We start from the raw sequence: 16,413 nt of genomic DNA on the forward strand, positions 1-16,413 counted from the left end.
TTATTGTTTTGAAGCAGAGTAAATTGTTGCCACTCCAAAAGTTTGCGGCATATTCTTAACCTCTATAAACCCAACTTTTCTCAAAATATTGTTCAGTGCTTCACCATGAGGAAAAACAGAAGCCGATTCACTCAAGTAAGCATAGGCAGATCTGTCTTTAGAAAAAAGCCTTCCAATAAGCGGCAGCAGGTACTTGCTGTAAAAATTATATCCTTGTTTGTAAGGGAATTTTGTAGGTACAGATGTTTCAAGAATTACAAAAATTCCATTAGGTTTTAACACTCTTAAAATTTCCGCAAGACCTTTTTCAAGGGTTTCAAAATTACGAACGCCAAATGCAACGGTAATAGCATCAAAGTAATTGTCTTCAAACGGAAGATTCTCACTATCGCCATATACCAGTTTTATTTTAGCATCAAGGTTTTTTTCGGTTACTTTTTTTCGGCCAACCTCCATCATTCCTTCCGAAATGTCTGCGCCTATTATTTCAGTTGCAGAGGTTTGTGCCATAAGTATAGCAAGGTCTCCTGTTCCGGTGGCTATATCCAGAATTGTTTTTGGGTTTTTGGCAGCAACAAGCTTTAATACCTTTTTACGCCATTTAACATCTATACCAAACGAAATTACACGGTTAAGACCGTCATAATTACCGGAAATGGTATTAAACATTTGGGCTACCTGTTCTTTTTTACCCAAGCCGGAATCTTTATAAGGGGTTACATTTTGTGACATTGCAAATATTTACGGCGCAAAGATAGAAATAGTTTTGTTAATAGGGAGTTAGAAAAGATTATTAGGTTGAAAGTTGCAATTAGTTAATTATTTATCCTTCTCTACTTAAGTTGTAAATTAGTTTTGATAAAGACTGTCAAAAATTAGTTTTTTCTATAAAATTTATTGTGAATCAATCTGTTTCCATGCGCCTTTTTTGAAAAACATATTGCCGAATTTATCAGAATGAAGCACCAGATAAAAATCCCATGCTCCTCGGTAGGTTGTAGGATTCTCTTTTACAATGTGGTGAACAGGCTTATTCATTTTAAATATTAGCCTTTCACTATTTGTGGGTTTTACCGTTGTTATGCGTCCTCTGTAGATTTTTTTGATTTTTTGTTTGTCTGTACTGTAAAAGTAAATTGAATCATTTTCTTTTATCTCGAATCTGTAATGGTCATACTGCCAGTTAGCTTGTTTTCCGGGGAAATAAGAGCGATCTACAACATAGCTCCCATAGTAGTCATGTTTTTTAAGCTCTTTTTTAGAAACAAGAACACATATAGTAAAAGCTAGCATTATCAACACGGCAATGCAGACGATTATACCTAAAATTGCTTTTCCGAAATACTGTTTTTTGGTGGCTACATATAATATAAACAGAATTACTATGGCTGGAAAGATTATAAATATCATCCCGAGATTAAATCCGAATCCCATATTTAGTGCTTGCTTAAATACACCTGAAATGTCATATCAAAAGCGTGTTTTTCATTTTTAGGATGAAAATTTTCAGAAGTAAGGTCCCATTTAGTGGTATCAATTTCAGGGAAATAGGCATCGGCATCAGGGAAAGTTGCATGTACTCGGGTTAAGTCCAGTTTGTCGGCATGGCCAATACTCTGGTTGTATATTTCTCCGCCACCAATTACAAATATTTCCTCATCCTGTGGGCAGGCTTTTAGGGCTTCTTCGAGGCTGTTTACTACAATACAGCCATCTGCTTTATAATCTTCCTGACGTGTTATAATTACCGATGTGCGGTTGGGAAGGGGTGAAGGGAAGCTTTCAAATGTTTTTCTTCCCATTATAATATGGTGTCCTGATGTACGGCTTTTAAAATGTTTAAAATCGTCTGGCAGGTGCCACATCATTTTATTGTCTTTTCCTAAGGCATTATTTTCTGCTATAGCAGCTATAAGGGTAAGCGTCATTATAGGTTGGTAAGGTTTTGGTCGTTTTCAATTTTCTTTTCCAGCTGGCTGATGCGGCGTTCCTGACGGGCCACCAGTTTATCTATCTGTTCCTGTTCCCATTTTTTGTTAATAAAGCTTTCAGTAACAAATACTTTAATAAAGTGCATTATAAATAAAAACGCCCATGCAGTAATTGCCCAAAGGTACCAGTCGTACTCAGGATCTACATTAAGCCACTTATTTATAATATAAAGGAAAACGCTTCCTACAAAAAAAAGTATGAAGTGAAAGTAAACACGTTTTTTTTGTTTTACCCTCTTTCGTGCATATTCATATAGCTCCTGTTGGTTTGGTTCCATTTCTTGTTTTTTTGGAAACTAAAGATAGGGAAAAATATAAAATTGCAATAGTTCTTAATTAAAGTTTAAGACTGCCTGGGAGGTAAGTCTGTTTGCTCTTAATTTTACTTAAATAAGAGATTAAGGAAATACTGTTGAGTTAAATTAACTAGTCCTTGATATTATACGGCTACAGCACCTTTGATATGTGGGTGCGGATCATAATTCTCTAAAGTAAAATCTTCAAATTTAAAATCGAAGATGTTTTTTACTTCAGGGTTTAACTTCATAGTAGGTAAAGCTCTTGGCTCACGGCTTAACTGAAGTTCCAGTTGTTCCATGTGGTTGTTATAAATATGTGCATCACCAAAAGTATGTATAAAGTCTCCGGGCTTAAGGCCGCATACCTGAGCGATCATCATGGTAAGCAGTGCGTAAGAAGCAATATTAAAAGGCACTCCTAAGAATATATCGGCACTACGCTGGTATAGCTGGCATGATAGTTTTCCTTCGGCTACATAAAACTGAAAGAAAGCATGGCATGGCGGCAGGGCAACCTTGCCATTGGCTACATTCTCTGCAAAAGATTTTGTTGTGTCAGGCAGTACACTAGGATTCCATGCAGAAATAAGCATCCTGCGGCTGTTAGGGTTGGTTTTTAAGGTCTCGATAAGTTCAGTGATCTGGTCAATTTCCTTATCGTCCCAATTGCGCCATTGGTGGCCATAAACCGGACCCAGATTGCCATCTTCATCTGCCCATTCATCCCAAATGCGGACTCCGTTGTCATTAAGGTAGCCGATGTTGGTTTCACCATTTAAAAACCAAAGCAGTTCATAGATAATAGATTTAAGGTGCAGTTTTTTTGTAGTTACCAAAGGAAAACCTTCACTAAGGTCAAAGCGCATCTGGTAGCCAAAAACGCTTTTAGTTCCCGTGCCTGTGCGGTCACCTTTTTGTACTCCGTTCTCTAAAACATGCTTTACTAAATCGTGATACTGCTTCATTTTTCTTTAATTTCTTCTATTGTTATATAAAAGTCTCCTCTAGTTGATGCCCAATATTTAAAGGTTATAAAATTAATTATGTAAGTGTACAGTTTTTTATTAACCTCTTTATTGTTAGCAGCTACAACAATAGCAATCTCATCTGAATTACCGCTGTTGAATGTGAAAATTCCTTTTATGCCGGGTTTTTCAAAATCATTTGCCCATTTGTTTTCGACCGTCGTAATCTCAAGTTTTGCATTCAATTTATCGAATACATCGGCTATGGGGATAAATACATATTTATTAGTGCTCATGTGAGTGTCCGGTAAAGTATGTATTGTAACTTTATAATTTGTATTCGGATTTACATTGGCAAAGAGTTCTTTATAATTGCTGTAAATTTTCTTATTTCCGCTGGGATACATCGTAACAGAATCGGTTGCTGCTAATGTAAACTTCAGTCTTTTTCCAATGAGTAAAGTATTGCTTTCATTTTTTATTCCCCGTTTTGTGTGAGGCGTAATCTTGCGCCCTGTCAAAAGATGATAGTCCGCTTTTGGAATGATCTTTTTGGAACCCGAGCAACCTGTAATTGTAAAAAAAATAATAAGAACGACTGTAAGCGGTATTCTTTTGTATCTCAACTTCATTAATTAACTCTCTCTCTTTGATATCTCGTCGCGGATCTTAGCCGCTTTTTCATAGTCTTCATTTTGCACGGCGCCTTCCAGCATGTCGTTTAACTCTTGCAGGCTGTAAGCTGAGTAGCCTTCGCCTGAAACAGTTTCGGTGCCAAAAGTCTGTGGTTCAGAGAGTACATCTTCCTGTTGTGTGGTATTTCCCTCTGCATCCTGTTCAGGGTTTAGCTTAAGGTAAATACCTGCCTTGTCCAGTATATTTTTATACGTAAATATAGGTGCATTAAAACGTAGCGCAAGGGCAATTGCGTCAGAAGTTCTGGCGTCAATAATCTCCTCTATGCGGTCCCTTTCGCAAATAATGCTCGAAAAGAAAACGCCGTCTACCAGTTTGTGTATAATAACCTGTTTAACGACAACGTCAAACCTGTCGGCAAAATTTTTAAATAAGTCGTGGGTGAGTGGCCTTGGCGGCTTGATCTCTTTTTCTAATGCTATGGCAATAGACTGAGCCTCAAAAGCGCCAATAACTATGGGCAGTTTCCGTTCTCCATCCACTTCATTAAGGATAAGCGCATACGCACCATTTTGTGTCTGGCTGTATGAGATTCCTTTTATAGTAAGTTTTACTAAGCTCATAATTGGTCTTTCCTGTATATAAAAAGGGCTATCCGGGCAAAGATAAAACTACCATTAGCCAGATAGCCCTTTTATGGGCACAATTTAAAATAAAATTATGAGTTTTGAGCCTTAAACGCTTTAATTTTTTCAGTCAGTTTAGGAACAATTTCAAAAGCATCGCCTACAACGCCGTAGTCTGCTACCTTAAAGAAAGGGGCATCTGCATCTGAGTTTATAACCACTTTTACTTTAGAGGAATTGATACCTGCAATGTGCTGTATAGCTCCTGAAATACCTATAGCTATATATAAATTGGCAGCAACAGGTTTACCTGTCTGTCCTACGTGTTCAGAGTGAGGCCTCCATCCAAGGTCAGATACCGGTTTAGAACAAGCGGTAGCGGCACCAAGAACAGAAGCAAGTTCTTCAAGCATTCCCCAGTTTTCAGGGCCTTTAAGTCCGCGCCCACCGGATACTACTATTTCAGCATCAGCAATAGTTACTTTTCCTGAAACTTTTTCAGATGATTCTACCTTTACTGAGAAATCGGCATCGTTAAGCGATGGTGAAAATTCTTCTTCTGTAGCGCTTACAGCATTTTCAAAAACACCATAAGAGTTTTTGCCTATGGCAAGAACTTTTACATCTGTAGTTATTTCGGTTATATTGAATGCTTTGTTAGAAAAAGCATTTCTTTTTACCTGAAAAGGAGAAAGGCTTACAGGTTGTGCTACTACGTTAGAAGCATACCCTGCCTCAAGTGCAACAGCTACAAGCGGAGCTATATAAAGGCTGTCTGTTGTAGAGTTGAACAATATAATTTTAGAACTTTCTTTTTCGGCAGCCTGCTTGATAGCATCTGCATACGCTTTAGCGTTAAAAGCTGTAAGCTTGTCAGATTTTACATTAAGCACTTTATCTACGCCGTATTTTCCAAGCTGTGTAGCAGCATCGTTAGCGTTTATTGTAAGCGCCGTTACGGTTGTTCCTGTTTCACCTGCTATTTTTTTAGCGTATGAAGCAAGCTCTAAAGTTGTTTTTTTGAATTTGCCTTCGGCGTATTCAGCATATATTAATATTGACATCTTTTTTCAATTTTTAAATTTACTAATGTATCAATGTAACAATTGTGTTAAGTTAATTGGTACACCGAATAATTAATTCATTGTTACATTAAATTACTTTAGCTTCGTTATGTAAAAGATTTACAAGCTCATCAAGATTGTCAGGGCTTATAAGTTTTACCGCAGATTTAGGTGCAGGTTTTTCAAACTTAACTGCTTTTGTATTGTTGTTTGCTGCAACAGGCTCAAGTACCGTAAGTGCTTTCTGTCTTGCCATCATAATACCTCTCATATTTGGTATTCTAAGGTCTTTTTCTTCTACCAGGCCTTTTTGTCCGCCAATTACTAACGGCAGTTTAGCGCTAAGCGTTTCTTTACCACCATCTATTTCTCTAACTGCTTTGGCATCTGTTCCTGTAACTTCAAGATTTATACATGAATTAACAAAATCAAAACCAAGAAGGCCTGCAAGCATTCCCGGTACCATACCTCCATTATAGTCTAAAGATTCTTTACCCGCTATAACAAGATCATATCCGCCATTTTTTACTACTTCTGCAAGCTGTTTTGCAACAAAAAAACCATCAGTAGGAGCCGCGTTAACACGAATGGCTTCATCTGCACCTATTGCAAGTGCTTTTCTAAGTGTAGCTTCGGCATCAGGGCCGCCTACATTTACCACAGTAACGTTAGCACCGGCCTTTTCTTTAAACCATATAGCTCTGGTAAGACCAAATTCGTCGTTAGGGTTTATTACAAACTGAACGCCGTTGGTGTCAAACTCGCTGTCGCCATTGGCAAAATTGATTTTTGAAGTAGTATCAGGCACGTGGCTGATGCAGACTAATATTTTCATTTTTATAAAGTTATAAAGTTGAGGTTTTTCCGTTACGAAAATAAGAAATTTATCTAAATAAAAAACTATGCACGCATATTAAATGTAATTTTTTTAAAAATTCATCAATTAAAATTTATTAATCATAAAAAAAAGGCTTTAAAGCAAGTATTATTGCGAATAGTGAAAGAATTATCTACAAGTTACTAACAATGTATTTATTTAAAGATATAAGGAGGTTAAATAATTTTAAATCTTTATTTTTGCCATTCATTTAATACGAATTAAAAGTTACATGAGAACGATACAGTTTAGAGAAGCTATTTGCGAAGCGATGAGCGAAGAAATGCGCCGCGACGAATCTATATATTTAATGGGTGAAGAGGTAGCCGAATATAATGGTGCTTATAAAGCCTCAAAAGGAATGCTTGACGAATTTGGCCCTAAAAGGGTTATAGATACTCCGATTGCTGAGCTTGGTTTTGCAGGTATTGCTGTTGGAAGTGCTATGAACGGTAACAGGCCTATTGTTGAGTTCATGACTTTCAACTTTTCATTAGTAGGTATAGACCAGATCATTAATAACGCAGCAAAAATGCGCCAGATGTCTGCCGGGCAATTTACAATGCCAATGGTATTCCGTGGTCCTACAGCATCTGCAGGACAGCTTGCTGCAACCCACTCTCAGGCTTTTGAGAACTGGTATGCAAACACACCGGGGCTTAAGGTTGTTGTACCTTCTAACCCGTATGATGCTAAAGGGCTTTTAAAATCTGCAATACGTGATAATGACCCTGTAATTTTTATGGAGTCTGAACAAATGTATGGCGATAAGGGAGAAGTGCCTGAAGGAGAATATACAATTCCTCTTGGTGTTGCCGATATTAAAAAAGAAGGTAAAGATGTTACAGTAGTTTCTTTTGGTAAAATATTAAAAGAGGCTTTTATTGCTGCGGAAGAACTTGAAAAAGAAGGCATCAGTTGTGAGATCATAGATTTAAGGACTATCCGTCCGATGGATCATGATACAATTCTTAATTCAGTTAAAAAAACAAACAGATTGGTTATACTTGAAGAGGCCTGGCCATTCGGAAGTGTTGCGTCAGAGATAACTTACATAGTTCAGGAAAGGGCTTTTGATTATTTAGATGCTCCTATTCAGAGAATAACTACTGCTGACACGCCTGCGCCATATTCGCCGGCACTGCTAAAAGAGTGGCTTCCTAACGCGGGAGATGTTGTAAAAGCAGTGAAAAAAGTTATGTATAAATAAGAAAATAATCACTTATATTTGAAACTTCATCATACTATTTGATGAAGTTTTTTGTTTTATAGCCTATATGAAAAAAAATATACTGTTTTTAGCTGGATTATTTCTTTTGCTTTCAGGCACGCTAATGGCACAAACAAAAGTTAGCGGACTTGTTGTAGATGATACTAATGCGCCTATACCATATGCAAATGTATACTTTAAAGGTACAAGCGAAGGAGTAATTACCGATGAAAACGGTAAATTTTACCTTGAGTCATCCAGTACTTATGATGAGGTAGTTATTTCTTTTGTTGGTTTTGCTCCAAAAGAAATTAAGCTTACCAAACCGGTGACTTATAATTTAAGTGTAAAACTTAATGAAGCCCAGGAGCTTAAAGAGGTAGTGCTTTATTCGGGAAAAACATCAAAAAAAAATAACCCTGCAATAGATATTCTGCGAAAAATATGGGAACGCCGCCGTAAGAACGGTCTCAAAATGTTTAAGCAGTATGAATATGATAAATATGAAAAGGTTGAGTTTGACATGAACAGCATAGATAGTGCTTTTATGAAAAACAAGATATTTAAGGGCATGGAGTTTATATTTAAGCATATTGATACTTCTAATGTTACAGGTAAAACTTACCTTCCAATTTTTATAAACGAAGCACTTAGTAAAGTATATGGAGATAATGTTGCTAATAGAAAAAAGGAAGTTACCACTGCGAATAAGAATTCGGGTTTTAGTGACAATCAGCAGGTTATTGCATTTATAAAAGACCTGTACACTGATTATGATATTTATGATAACTACCTGAAGTTTTTTGATAAGGATTTTGTAAGCCCGCTTTCCCGTACCGGTATAAATGTATATAACTATGTACTTGCAGACAGTACCTATATTGATACAAAGTGGTGTTATAATATAGTATTTTATCCGAGGCGTAAAGGCGAACTTACCTTTAAAGGTAACTTTTGGGTTAATGATACAACCTTTGCTATAAAAAGAATAGCAATGTCTGCCAGCAAAGCAGCAAATATTAACTGGGTTAAAGATATTTATATTGAGCAGGAGTTTGATGTGCTTAACGACTCAGTGTTTTTATTAAACAGAGACCATATGATGACTGACTTCGCACTTAATAAAAAGGAGAAATCTAAAGGGGTATATGGTAAAAGAACCACCCTTTACAGGGATTATGTTTTTGACAAGAAAAGGCCGGACGATTTTTATGTAGCAGAGGTTAATAAATATGATGAGGAAATACATGAAAAGAGCGATGAGTTTTGGGATGAGAACAGGTTTGAATCGCTAAATAAAGATGAACGGGGCGTTTATAAAATGCTGGATACCCTAAAAACGGTTCCTAAATTTAAACGATTGTACAGCCTTGTGGCTACTTTAGGCAGCGGTTATTATCAAATGGGGCACTTTGACTATGGCCCCATATTTTCCAGTTTCGGCTATAATGATGTGGAGGGTATAAGAATCCGAACCGGAGGGCGTACTTATTTTGGACAAAATGATCCGTGGAGAATTGAAGCTTATACGGCCTACGGTTTTAAAGATAATAAATTTAAATATGGCACATCCGGTAAATGGATGGTGAACAGAGATAAAAGGATTATTCTTGCTGGAGGCAACAGAAGAGATATAGAGCAAACAGGAGTAAGTCTTACCGCTACAAGCGATGTGCTTGGAAGGAGTTTTGCTTCGTCATCGCTTTTTGCAAGTGGAGATAACAGTAAACTTACCAATGTTAACTTTACTACTTTTTCGGCAGAAATTGAGCCTGTAAAACATTTGGTAATTAGGGGTAGTTTTAATTATCGGACACTGGAATCGGCTTCGCCCGAAACTTTCAGGATGGATTACTATTTAGATCCTAACGATCATTCCAAAGGCACAAAGGGTTCTTTAAAACAATATGAATTTGGAGCTTTACTGGATTATACACCGGGAAGAAGAACTATTGGTTATGGAGTAGAGCGTACAGATGTTGATTTAAATTATGCCAGATTGTATCTGAATTATTCTCAGGGTATAAAAGGGTTATTTGGCAGTGATTTTGAATACCAGAAACTTCAGTTTTATTATCGTCAGCCCGTACTTGTAGGAGGGTTTGGCAGATTGTTTGCCACTCTTGAAGCCGGAAAAATATTTGGGGATGTACCCCTTGGGCTTATGGGGATTGTGCCAGGTAACCAGTCATATTTTATAATTGAAAATACGTATAACCTTCTTAACTACTATGAATTTGTGGCAGATGAATATGTGTCACTGCATTTTGAACACAATTTTAATGGAAGGCTTTTTTCAAGAATACCAGGCCTTAGAAAACTCAATTTAAGGGAGATTATAGGTATAAAAGGTATTTACGGAACAGTTTCGCAAGGTAATATAAAGCTTAATGCTTCAAGTATAGTTTATAATGCACCGCAAGATGTTTATTGGGAATATCATGCAGGTATAGGTAATATTTTTAAAGTGTTCAGGATAGATTTTGCGTGGAGGGGAAGCTACCTTGATATGCCTGACGCTAATAAGTTTGCTGTTAAAGGTGTTTTTGGATTCCACTTCTAAAAAAAATCAGAATTAGCAAAAAAAAGATGTAAATTAGTATCGTTAACACCTTTAATTTCAGTTATGAAAAATTATATTGCCGGATTATTGATTATTCTGGCTCTTATTTCCTGTAATTCAAAGCCAGAAAAAAATGTACAGGATACAAGAGAAAATTATATATATGAGCAGGTAGGTGCAGTTGATAATAATGATATATATGTTGTTTCTAATCAGGACAGCATAAATAAAAAATGGAGTAGGCTGGTAGGGCGAAAGCTTAATTATACAGACTCTATAAAACTTAAAGAATTTAGAATAGTTAAGACTCTTACCAAGGGAGATAATGCTCAGCAATGTTATCTTTTATTAGCTTCTACACCCGATAATATAGCGACTATTGGGGCAATTCTTAATCTTGTTAATGGTAAATTTTACTTTGAACTGAAAGAAATATCCGGAGAAAAAATTAGTGAAATAATTATATGTAAAGGGCCTGCCTGTATAGATAGTAATTGTAGTCCTAATGTAGTATTAGTAGGAAATGAGAAAAAGCTAATGTGTTCTACTTGTGAAGAATGTGAAAAAATTTCAGGCAGTATATTTTAATTTTGTAAGATAATTTAACATACTCTTGTATGTTTTAATTAACCGTTTAAAGTATATTCGTAATACAATATTCATCCAACATAATCATATAGCTATGAAAAAAATAATTTTAAAAAGCATTGGATGCCTTTTGCTTTTAAGTATGGCCTGGGGCTGCAGTAATGAGAATGATACTATAATGTCTGATCAGGAACAAAACCGCTTATCCGATGGATTTCAGTTAAAAGACGGTAGTGTATGGGATGGACAGATAGGAGAAGACCGCGCAGGTGTTCCAACCATTACAGCAAATATTCAGGAAATAAAAGATGGTTTCGAGGAAATTCTTATATCCAGAGGAAATCCGGTTAAAATTGAGACCGTACAGATAATAAAGAAAAATGCAACTAATGATCCTTCTGATTTTAATTTTTTCCTGATAGGCGGCGGTCGTGGAACCGATAATACGTCAACATCTATTGGTAAGCCATTAACAGTTAGTGGAGGGAAATACTTTATTAGCTCAGGTGCAGGTATAAATGGAGATCCTGAAGAAACCGTTAGCTGCAGAGGATGTGGTACCGGATGCTTTATTGAATATTATAAAGTTGACGGGCATCTTGTTCCTTATTGTGATTCAGCAGGCTGCGGTCCAATATGCAGTAGGGAGAAGTCTTAATCAGATTATAGAGTTCAGTAATATAAAACATGCCTTCATTTTTGAAGGCATGTTTATTTATAATAATTCGATCGAAATTATTTTGTTATTATAATTGGGAAGTAAATAATGATCGTTAAATTTCTGTAAACTCCTAATCTTGCTGTGTTTTTAATGAGTAAAGCTTTGCGGAACAGTATTTTTTATGCTATTTTTGCACCCGCTTAATACGAAATAAAGATAAAGAAAAATGACAGCAGCAAGATTAAATACTTTTGATGTGCTTATAGAGATACCAAAAGGTAGCAGGAACAAATATGAATATGATTTTGAATTAAAGAAAATACGCTATGACAGAATGCTGTTCTCGTCTATGATGTATCCTGCAGATTATGGTTTTATACCTGAAACTTTAGCACTTGATGGAGATCCTTTAGATGTACTTGTATTAGTTACTGAGCCTACTTTCCCGGGCTGCGTTATGGAAGTGAAACCTATTGGTGTTTTCCATATGGCTGATGAAAAGGGGCCGGATGAAAAAATCATCTGTGTGCCGGTATCAGATCCAATATGGAACAGATTAAATGATCTTAATGAAGTTAACCCACACCTTGTAAAAGAAATTGAGCACTTTTTCCAGGTTTATAAAGATCTTGAAAATAAGAAAGTTGATGTAGGTGGATGGGGAGATGCTGCTGAAGCCCGTGAAATTATTGATAAATGTGTAGATCGTTTTGAAGCTATTGATAACAAACCTGAAGAGTTGTTCAGCATCAGATAAGAAACACTGGCATAATTGATAAAAAAAGCAATATTCTGTTAAAGAATGTTGCTTTTTTTATTTTGGTTTTTGTTATATTTACAATATTAACAACAAACCAAAACTTTATTTATGGATTCAATAATGATTTACGTGCCGTTAATAATGGCCGTGCTGGGACTGCTTTTTATGGCTGTCAAAAGATCATGGGTTTTAAAACAGGATGCCGGAGATGGGAAGATGAAGGAAATTTCAGATCACATCTATGAAGGTGCCCTTGCCTTCCTTAAAGCAGAATACAGGTTACTTACTTTTTTTGTTATAATAGCAAGTGCCGCGCTTGCAGGCATAACGTTTTTGCCCGGTGCAAAAACACACTTATTAATCGTTATTGCATTTATTTTTGGTGCTGTATTTTCAGCTTTGGCCGGTAATATGGGGATGAAGATCGCTACTAAAACAAATGTGCGTACCACACAGGCCGCACGTACAAGTTTACCCCAAGCACTTAAAGTATCTTTTGGTGGTGGAACGGTTATGGGGCTTGGAGTTGCCGGTCTTGCGGTACTTGGGTTAACGAGCTTTTTTATATTTTTCTTTCATTATTTTATGAATGGTGTATGGACTAATGCTGCCGATATGACCATGGTGCTGGAAACCCTTGCGGGATTTTCACTTGGAGCTGAATCTATTGCTTTATTTGCACGTGTTGGTGGTGGTATTTATACTAAAGCTGCCGATGTAGGTGCCGATCTTGTTGGTAAAGTTGAAGCAGGTATTCCGGAGGATGATCCGCGTAACCCGGCTACTATTGCAGATAATGTAGGGGATAATGTAGGGGATGTTGCAGGTATGGGGGCTGACCTTTTTGGGTCTTATGTAGCCACTGTACTGGCCGCTATGGTTTTGGGTAATTATGTATTAAGAGATATTATTATTGCCAACCCTACTTTTACAGATGTTTTTGGAGGTATAGGCCCAATATTGCTTCCTATGGCTATAGCGGGTTTTGGTATATTGTTTTCTATTATAGGAACTACTCTTGTTAAGATTAAAGATAATAACGCTAAAGAAGCACAGGTTCAGGGCGCCTTAAATGTAGGTAACTGGGTATCTATAGTATTGGTAGCCGTATCCTGCTACTTTTTAGTAAAATATATGCTGCCTGATACTATGCTTATGCAGTTTTATGGTGAAGAAGCAAAAGAAATATCTTCATTAAGAGTATTTGGAGCTACGATAGTCGGCCTTTTTGTTGGAGGTGTTATTTCTTCGGTTACGGAGTATTATACAGGGCTAGGTAAAAAACCTATACTGGCAATTGTACAAAAATCCAGCACAGGCGCAGGGACTAATATTATTGCTGGTCTTGCTACAGGTATGATATCTACTTTTCCTACCGTGCTATTATTTGCAGGTGCCATTTGGGGTTCTTATGCCTTAGCCGGATTTTATGGTGTTGCCTTAGCAGCGTCCGCTATGATGGCTACAACGGCTATGCAGCTTGCTATTGATGCTTTCGGGCCAATATCTGACAATGCAGGTGGAATTGCAGAAATGAGTGAACTGCCTAAAGAAGTGCGTACACGAACTGATATTTTAGATTCTGTAGGTAATACAACTGCTGCTACAGGAAAAGGATTTGCCATTGCTTCTGCCGCATTAACTTCGCTTGCGCTGTTTGCGGCTTACGTAACCTTTACAGGAATTGACGGTATAAACATTTTTAAAGCGCCTGTACTGGCTATGCTTTTTATAGGAGGTATGATTCCGGTTGTATTCTCTGCCCTTGCTATGAATTCTGTTGGCAAAGCAGCAATGGATATGGTTTATGAGGTAAGAAGGCAGTTTAGAGATATACCGGGTATTATGGAAGGTACAGGTAAGCCGGAATATGGAAAATGTGTTGAAATATCTACCAAAGCTGCATTAAGGGAAATGATGCTTCCGGGAATACTAACTATAGGATTTCCTATAGCTATTGCGCTATTAGGTATGCTGGTTTATCCGGACAATAACCAGCTTGTAGCAGAAATGCTTGGCGGGTATATGGCGGGAGTTACAGTATCTGGCGTGCTTTGGGCTGTATTTCAAAATAACGCCGGTGGTGCATGGGACAATGCTAAAAAATCTTTTGAGGCCGGTGTAATGATCAATGGAGAAATGACGTATAAGGGATCTGATGCACATAAAGCTGCTGTAACGGGAGATACAGTTGGTGATCCTTTTAAAGATACTTCAGGGCCGTCCATGAATATTTTAATAAAGCTTACATGCTTAATTGGGCTTGTAATCGCTCCAATTTTAGGCAGCCATACCGAAGGCGCCGAAATTATGAATGTTCAGGCAGCTACTGTTATTGAACAGCCGGTAGTTACGGGACAGGAATCAAGTAAAGAGATTTCTATTGAACGCCAGAAAGATGCTGATGGAAATGTAATGGCCACAGTTACTATTTCTACCAAAACAAACAGTGAAGAATTAAAAACAGAACAAAAGACATTTCAGGGTACTGAAGAAGAAGTAAATGCACAGATCGAAGCCCTCAAAAATAAATAGCTAAACCACAATTATGAATGAACAAAGCCCATTGCTAAGCAATGGGCTTTGTTTTTATAGTGTTTGTTTAAAAGAAGTTATTTTAGAATAATCCGTTTACTTCGGCATTTATTTTATTAATTATTTCCCCTAAATCTTCGGTATTATCTACAAAGTTATTTTTATCTACATCTATAATAATCAGTTTGCCTTTATCATAGCTTTGTATCCATGCTTCATAGCGCTCGTTAAGGCGACTAAGGTAATCTATAGAAATAGAATTCTCATAATCACGCCCGCGCTTGTGTATTTGTTTAACAAGGTTTGGAATAGAGCTTCTAAGATAAATAAGCAAATCGGGCGGGCCTACAAAACTTTCCATCATGTCAAAAAGTGTTTTATAATTGTTATAATCACGATTTGTCATAAGTCCCATAGCATGCAGGTTAGGAGCGAAAATATGAGAATCTTCATAAATTGTCCTGTCCTGTATAGTATTTTTTCCACTTTCGCGTATCTGCATTACCTGGCTGAAACGGGTATTTAAAAAGTACACCTGAAGGTTAAAAGACCAGCGTTCCATCTGGTGATAAAAATCATCAAGGTAAGGGTTGTCTACCACATCTTCATAGTGTGGTTCCCATTTAAAGTGTTTGGCTAATAATCCGGTAAGGGTAGTTTTTCCTGCACCTATATTTCCTGCTACAGCTATATGCATTATTTGGGTAAAGTTATTTTATATGTGTTGATTTCAGCGTCTGTAAAAATAGACAAAATTTGGGCTGTATACTGAAAACTTTCAAAGCTTTTTTCAATTATGGCAATTGGCGTTTGAGTTTGCTTTTCAAAGTTATAGAAGTAAAGTTTACTGTCTTTTTTTATAATAATTTCATTATTAGAGAGTATCTGTACCTGATCATAGGCGGGTACGTTGCCAAGTGATGACACACTCCCGAAAAGATTTGCCATAAAGCAATTATTAGACTGGTCTATCCAGTAAAAATAATTATAATCGTTCTGATAATATTTAAGTGTATCAGAAAAAGGCGGGGTTATTGTTTTAAAATTGCCCTGCCCCAGGTAATATAATCCCAGCTTTTGCGTAGTAAGGTCATATACCCATAGCCTGTTTTGTGAAGCAAGGCCTACGGCTTCGGCAATAAGAGGCTCATTAATATTTGAAAAATTTATACGGGCGGTTTCTGTAAGCTGATTGTCCAGCAATACTACCGTATTAAATTTTTTGTAGAATAACACGATCTGCAAAGGATTTTGTAGGTCAGCCTTATAAATTTCTCCTAATGAAAGGTTTCTGTATTTAAGAGCTCTACCATCTTTTTCTTTACGAAACTCATTATTTACAATAGTATATTTCCACCCGAAAGCATCTGTGCCTAAATAACGCTGCGGGCCGTTTTTAGTATTGGAAAGAAACTTTACGGGAATTGCAAGCTCCTGTGCCGGCAGCAGGGTTTGGAAACTTAATATAATTAATAATAACAGGTGCTTCATAGTATTGGAAAAGTACAAAAAATAAGCGGGTATTTATATTAAATTTTAAATACAAAGATAGTACTCTGCCGAATTCACAATAGTAAGCCTAAATAAGATAATTAACACGTTTTTCAGTAACAAAAGAGTGTTTCAATAGTCTTATAA

Annotated in this window: 17 protein-coding genes; 6 read left to right on the plus strand and 11 right to left on the minus strand. The window is 36.8% G+C overall.

All coding sequences use genetic code 11. The annotated features are described in order from the left end of the window. From ubiE to NHE85_RS08705, 9 genes are all read right to left on the minus strand, one after another. Entirely contained in the window at positions 1–732 is a 732-nt protein-coding gene (gene ubiE, locus NHE85_RS08665; RefSeq protein ID WP_252811631.1) for a bifunctional demethylmenaquinone methyltransferase/2-methoxy-6-polyprenyl-1,4-benzoquinol methylase UbiE, read from the minus strand. A gap of 162 nt (positions 733–894) precedes the next feature. Continuing rightward, on the minus strand, positions 895–1,434 hold the full coding sequence (locus NHE85_RS08670; RefSeq protein WP_252811632.1) for a hypothetical protein: 540 nt from the start codon (positions 1,432–1,434) through the stop codon (positions 895–897). 2 nt (positions 1,435–1,436) lie between these two features. Then, entirely contained in the window at positions 1,437–1,928 is a 492-nt protein-coding gene (locus tag NHE85_RS08675; protein WP_252811633.1) for a dihydrofolate reductase, read from the minus strand. Further along, on the minus strand, positions 1,928–2,269 hold the full coding sequence (locus NHE85_RS08680; protein WP_252811634.1) for a 2TM domain-containing protein: 342 nt from the start codon (positions 2,267–2,269) through the stop codon (positions 1,928–1,930). Before NHE85_RS08680 ends, NHE85_RS08675 begins: the two co-directional genes overlap by 1 nt. A gap of 161 nt (positions 2,270–2,430) precedes the next feature. Continuing rightward, positions 2,431–3,255 carry a thymidylate synthase gene (locus NHE85_RS08685; RefSeq protein WP_252811635.1) on the minus strand — a complete coding sequence of 275 codons (825 nt, stop codon included), beginning with the start codon at positions 3,253–3,255 and terminating at the stop codon, positions 2,431–2,433. Further along, complete coding sequence (locus tag NHE85_RS08690) at positions 3,252–3,887, minus strand: hypothetical protein (protein ID WP_252811636.1); 636 nt, start codon at positions 3,885–3,887, stop codon at positions 3,252–3,254. Before NHE85_RS08690 ends, NHE85_RS08685 begins: the two co-directional genes overlap by 4 nt. A gap of 3 nt (positions 3,888–3,890) precedes the next feature. Further along, positions 3,891–4,514 carry a bifunctional nuclease family protein gene (locus NHE85_RS08695; RefSeq protein ID WP_252811637.1) on the minus strand — a complete coding sequence of 208 codons (624 nt, stop codon included), beginning with the start codon at positions 4,512–4,514 and terminating at the stop codon, positions 3,891–3,893. Between the two features lie 95 nt (positions 4,515–4,609). Next, positions 4,610–5,581, minus strand: coding sequence for an electron transfer flavoprotein subunit alpha/FixB family protein (locus tag NHE85_RS08700; protein ID WP_252811638.1), 972 nt, complete (start codon positions 5,579–5,581; stop codon positions 4,610–4,612). An 88-nt stretch (positions 5,582–5,669) separates the two neighbouring features. Then, positions 5,670–6,416, minus strand: a complete 747-nt coding sequence (locus NHE85_RS08705; protein ID WP_252811639.1) for an electron transfer flavoprotein subunit beta/FixA family protein — start codon at positions 6,414–6,416, stop codon at positions 5,670–5,672. A gap of 274 nt (positions 6,417–6,690) precedes the next feature. Between NHE85_RS08705 and NHE85_RS08710 the strand changes: the two genes are divergently transcribed. From NHE85_RS08710 to NHE85_RS08735, 6 genes are all read left to right on the plus strand, one after another. Next, positions 6,691–7,668, plus strand: a complete 978-nt coding sequence (locus NHE85_RS08710) for a pyruvate dehydrogenase complex E1 component subunit beta (RefSeq protein ID WP_252811640.1) — start codon at positions 6,691–6,693, stop codon at positions 7,666–7,668. 67 nt (positions 7,669–7,735) lie between these two features. Continuing rightward, complete coding sequence (locus tag NHE85_RS08715; protein ID WP_252811641.1) at positions 7,736–10,231, plus strand: DUF5686 and carboxypeptidase-like regulatory domain-containing protein; 2,496 nt, start codon at positions 7,736–7,738, stop codon at positions 10,229–10,231. A gap of 63 nt (positions 10,232–10,294) precedes the next feature. Beyond that, positions 10,295–10,819, plus strand: coding sequence for a hypothetical protein (locus NHE85_RS08720; protein ID WP_252811642.1), 525 nt, complete (start codon positions 10,295–10,297; stop codon positions 10,817–10,819). Positions 10,820–10,913: 94 nt separating this feature from the next. Next, complete coding sequence (locus NHE85_RS08725) at positions 10,914–11,477, plus strand: hypothetical protein (protein ID WP_252811643.1); 564 nt, start codon at positions 10,914–10,916, stop codon at positions 11,475–11,477. 229 nt (positions 11,478–11,706) lie between these two features. Beyond that, the gene (locus NHE85_RS08730) at positions 11,707–12,237 is read left to right on the plus strand and encodes an inorganic diphosphatase (RefSeq protein ID WP_252811644.1); all 531 of its coding nucleotides are present in this window, start codon (positions 11,707–11,709) and stop codon (positions 12,235–12,237) included. A 111-nt stretch (positions 12,238–12,348) separates the two neighbouring features. Continuing rightward, positions 12,349–14,775, plus strand: a complete 2,427-nt coding sequence (locus NHE85_RS08735) for a sodium-translocating pyrophosphatase (RefSeq protein WP_252811645.1) — start codon at positions 12,349–12,351, stop codon at positions 14,773–14,775. A gap of 82 nt (positions 14,776–14,857) precedes the next feature. Here the strand turns inward: NHE85_RS08735 and NHE85_RS08740 are convergent, their stop codons facing one another. Further along, entirely contained in the window at positions 14,858–15,472 is a 615-nt protein-coding gene (locus tag NHE85_RS08740) for a deoxynucleoside kinase (protein ID WP_252811646.1), read from the minus strand. Beyond that, a complete protein-coding gene (locus tag NHE85_RS08745) occupies positions 15,472–16,266 on the minus strand; it encodes a hypothetical protein (protein ID WP_252811647.1) in 795 nt (264 codons plus the stop codon). Before NHE85_RS08745 ends, NHE85_RS08740 begins: the two co-directional genes overlap by 1 nt. Between the last annotated feature and the right edge of the window lie 147 nt (positions 16,267–16,413).

The organism is Flavobacterium sp. NRK1, assembly GCF_024054175.1.
Classification (GTDB): Bacteria; Bacteroidota; Bacteroidia; order Flavobacteriales; family Flavobacteriaceae; genus Flavobacterium.

Bases quoted from the DNA above. Each gene is read 5' to 3' on its own strand.
- ubiE (WP_252811631.1), bottom strand. From the start codon at position 732: ATGTCACAAAATGTAACCCCTTATAAAGATTCCGGCTTGGGTAAAAAA.
- NHE85_RS08670 (WP_252811632.1), bottom strand. From the start codon at position 1,434: ATGGGATTCGGATTTAATCTCGGGATGATATTTATAATCTTTCCAGCC.
- NHE85_RS08675 (WP_252811633.1), bottom strand. From the start codon at position 1,928: ATGACGCTTACCCTTATAGCTGCTATAGCAGAAAATAATGCCTTAGGA.
- NHE85_RS08680 (WP_252811634.1), bottom strand. From the start codon at position 2,269: ATGGAACCAAACCAACAGGAGCTATATGAATATGCACGAAAGAGGGTA.
- NHE85_RS08685 (WP_252811635.1), bottom strand. From the start codon at position 3,255: ATGAAGCAGTATCACGATTTAGTAAAGCATGTTTTAGAGAACGGAGTA.
- NHE85_RS08690 (WP_252811636.1), bottom strand. From the start codon at position 3,887: ATGAAGTTGAGATACAAAAGAATACCGCTTACAGTCGTTCTTATTATT.
- NHE85_RS08695 (WP_252811637.1), bottom strand. From the start codon at position 4,514: ATGAGCTTAGTAAAACTTACTATAAAAGGAATCTCATACAGCCAGACA.
- NHE85_RS08700 (WP_252811638.1), bottom strand. From the start codon at position 5,581: ATGTCAATATTAATATATGCTGAATACGCCGAAGGCAAATTCAAAAAA.
- NHE85_RS08705 (WP_252811639.1), bottom strand. From the start codon at position 6,416: ATGAAAATATTAGTCTGCATCAGCCACGTGCCTGATACTACTTCAAAA.
- NHE85_RS08710 (WP_252811640.1), top strand. From the start codon at position 6,691: ATGAGAACGATACAGTTTAGAGAAGCTATTTGCGAAGCGATGAGCGAA.
- NHE85_RS08715 (WP_252811641.1), top strand. From the start codon at position 7,736: ATGAAAAAAAATATACTGTTTTTAGCTGGATTATTTCTTTTGCTTTCA.
- NHE85_RS08720 (WP_252811642.1), top strand. From the start codon at position 10,295: ATGAAAAATTATATTGCCGGATTATTGATTATTCTGGCTCTTATTTCC.
- NHE85_RS08725 (WP_252811643.1), top strand. From the start codon at position 10,914: ATGAAAAAAATAATTTTAAAAAGCATTGGATGCCTTTTGCTTTTAAGT.
- NHE85_RS08730 (WP_252811644.1), top strand. From the start codon at position 11,707: ATGACAGCAGCAAGATTAAATACTTTTGATGTGCTTATAGAGATACCA.
- NHE85_RS08735 (WP_252811645.1), top strand. From the start codon at position 12,349: ATGGATTCAATAATGATTTACGTGCCGTTAATAATGGCCGTGCTGGGA.
- NHE85_RS08740 (WP_252811646.1), bottom strand. From the start codon at position 15,472: ATGCATATAGCTGTAGCAGGAAATATAGGTGCAGGAAAAACTACCCTT.
- NHE85_RS08745 (WP_252811647.1), bottom strand. From the start codon at position 16,266: ATGAAGCACCTGTTATTATTAATTATATTAAGTTTCCAAACCCTGCTG.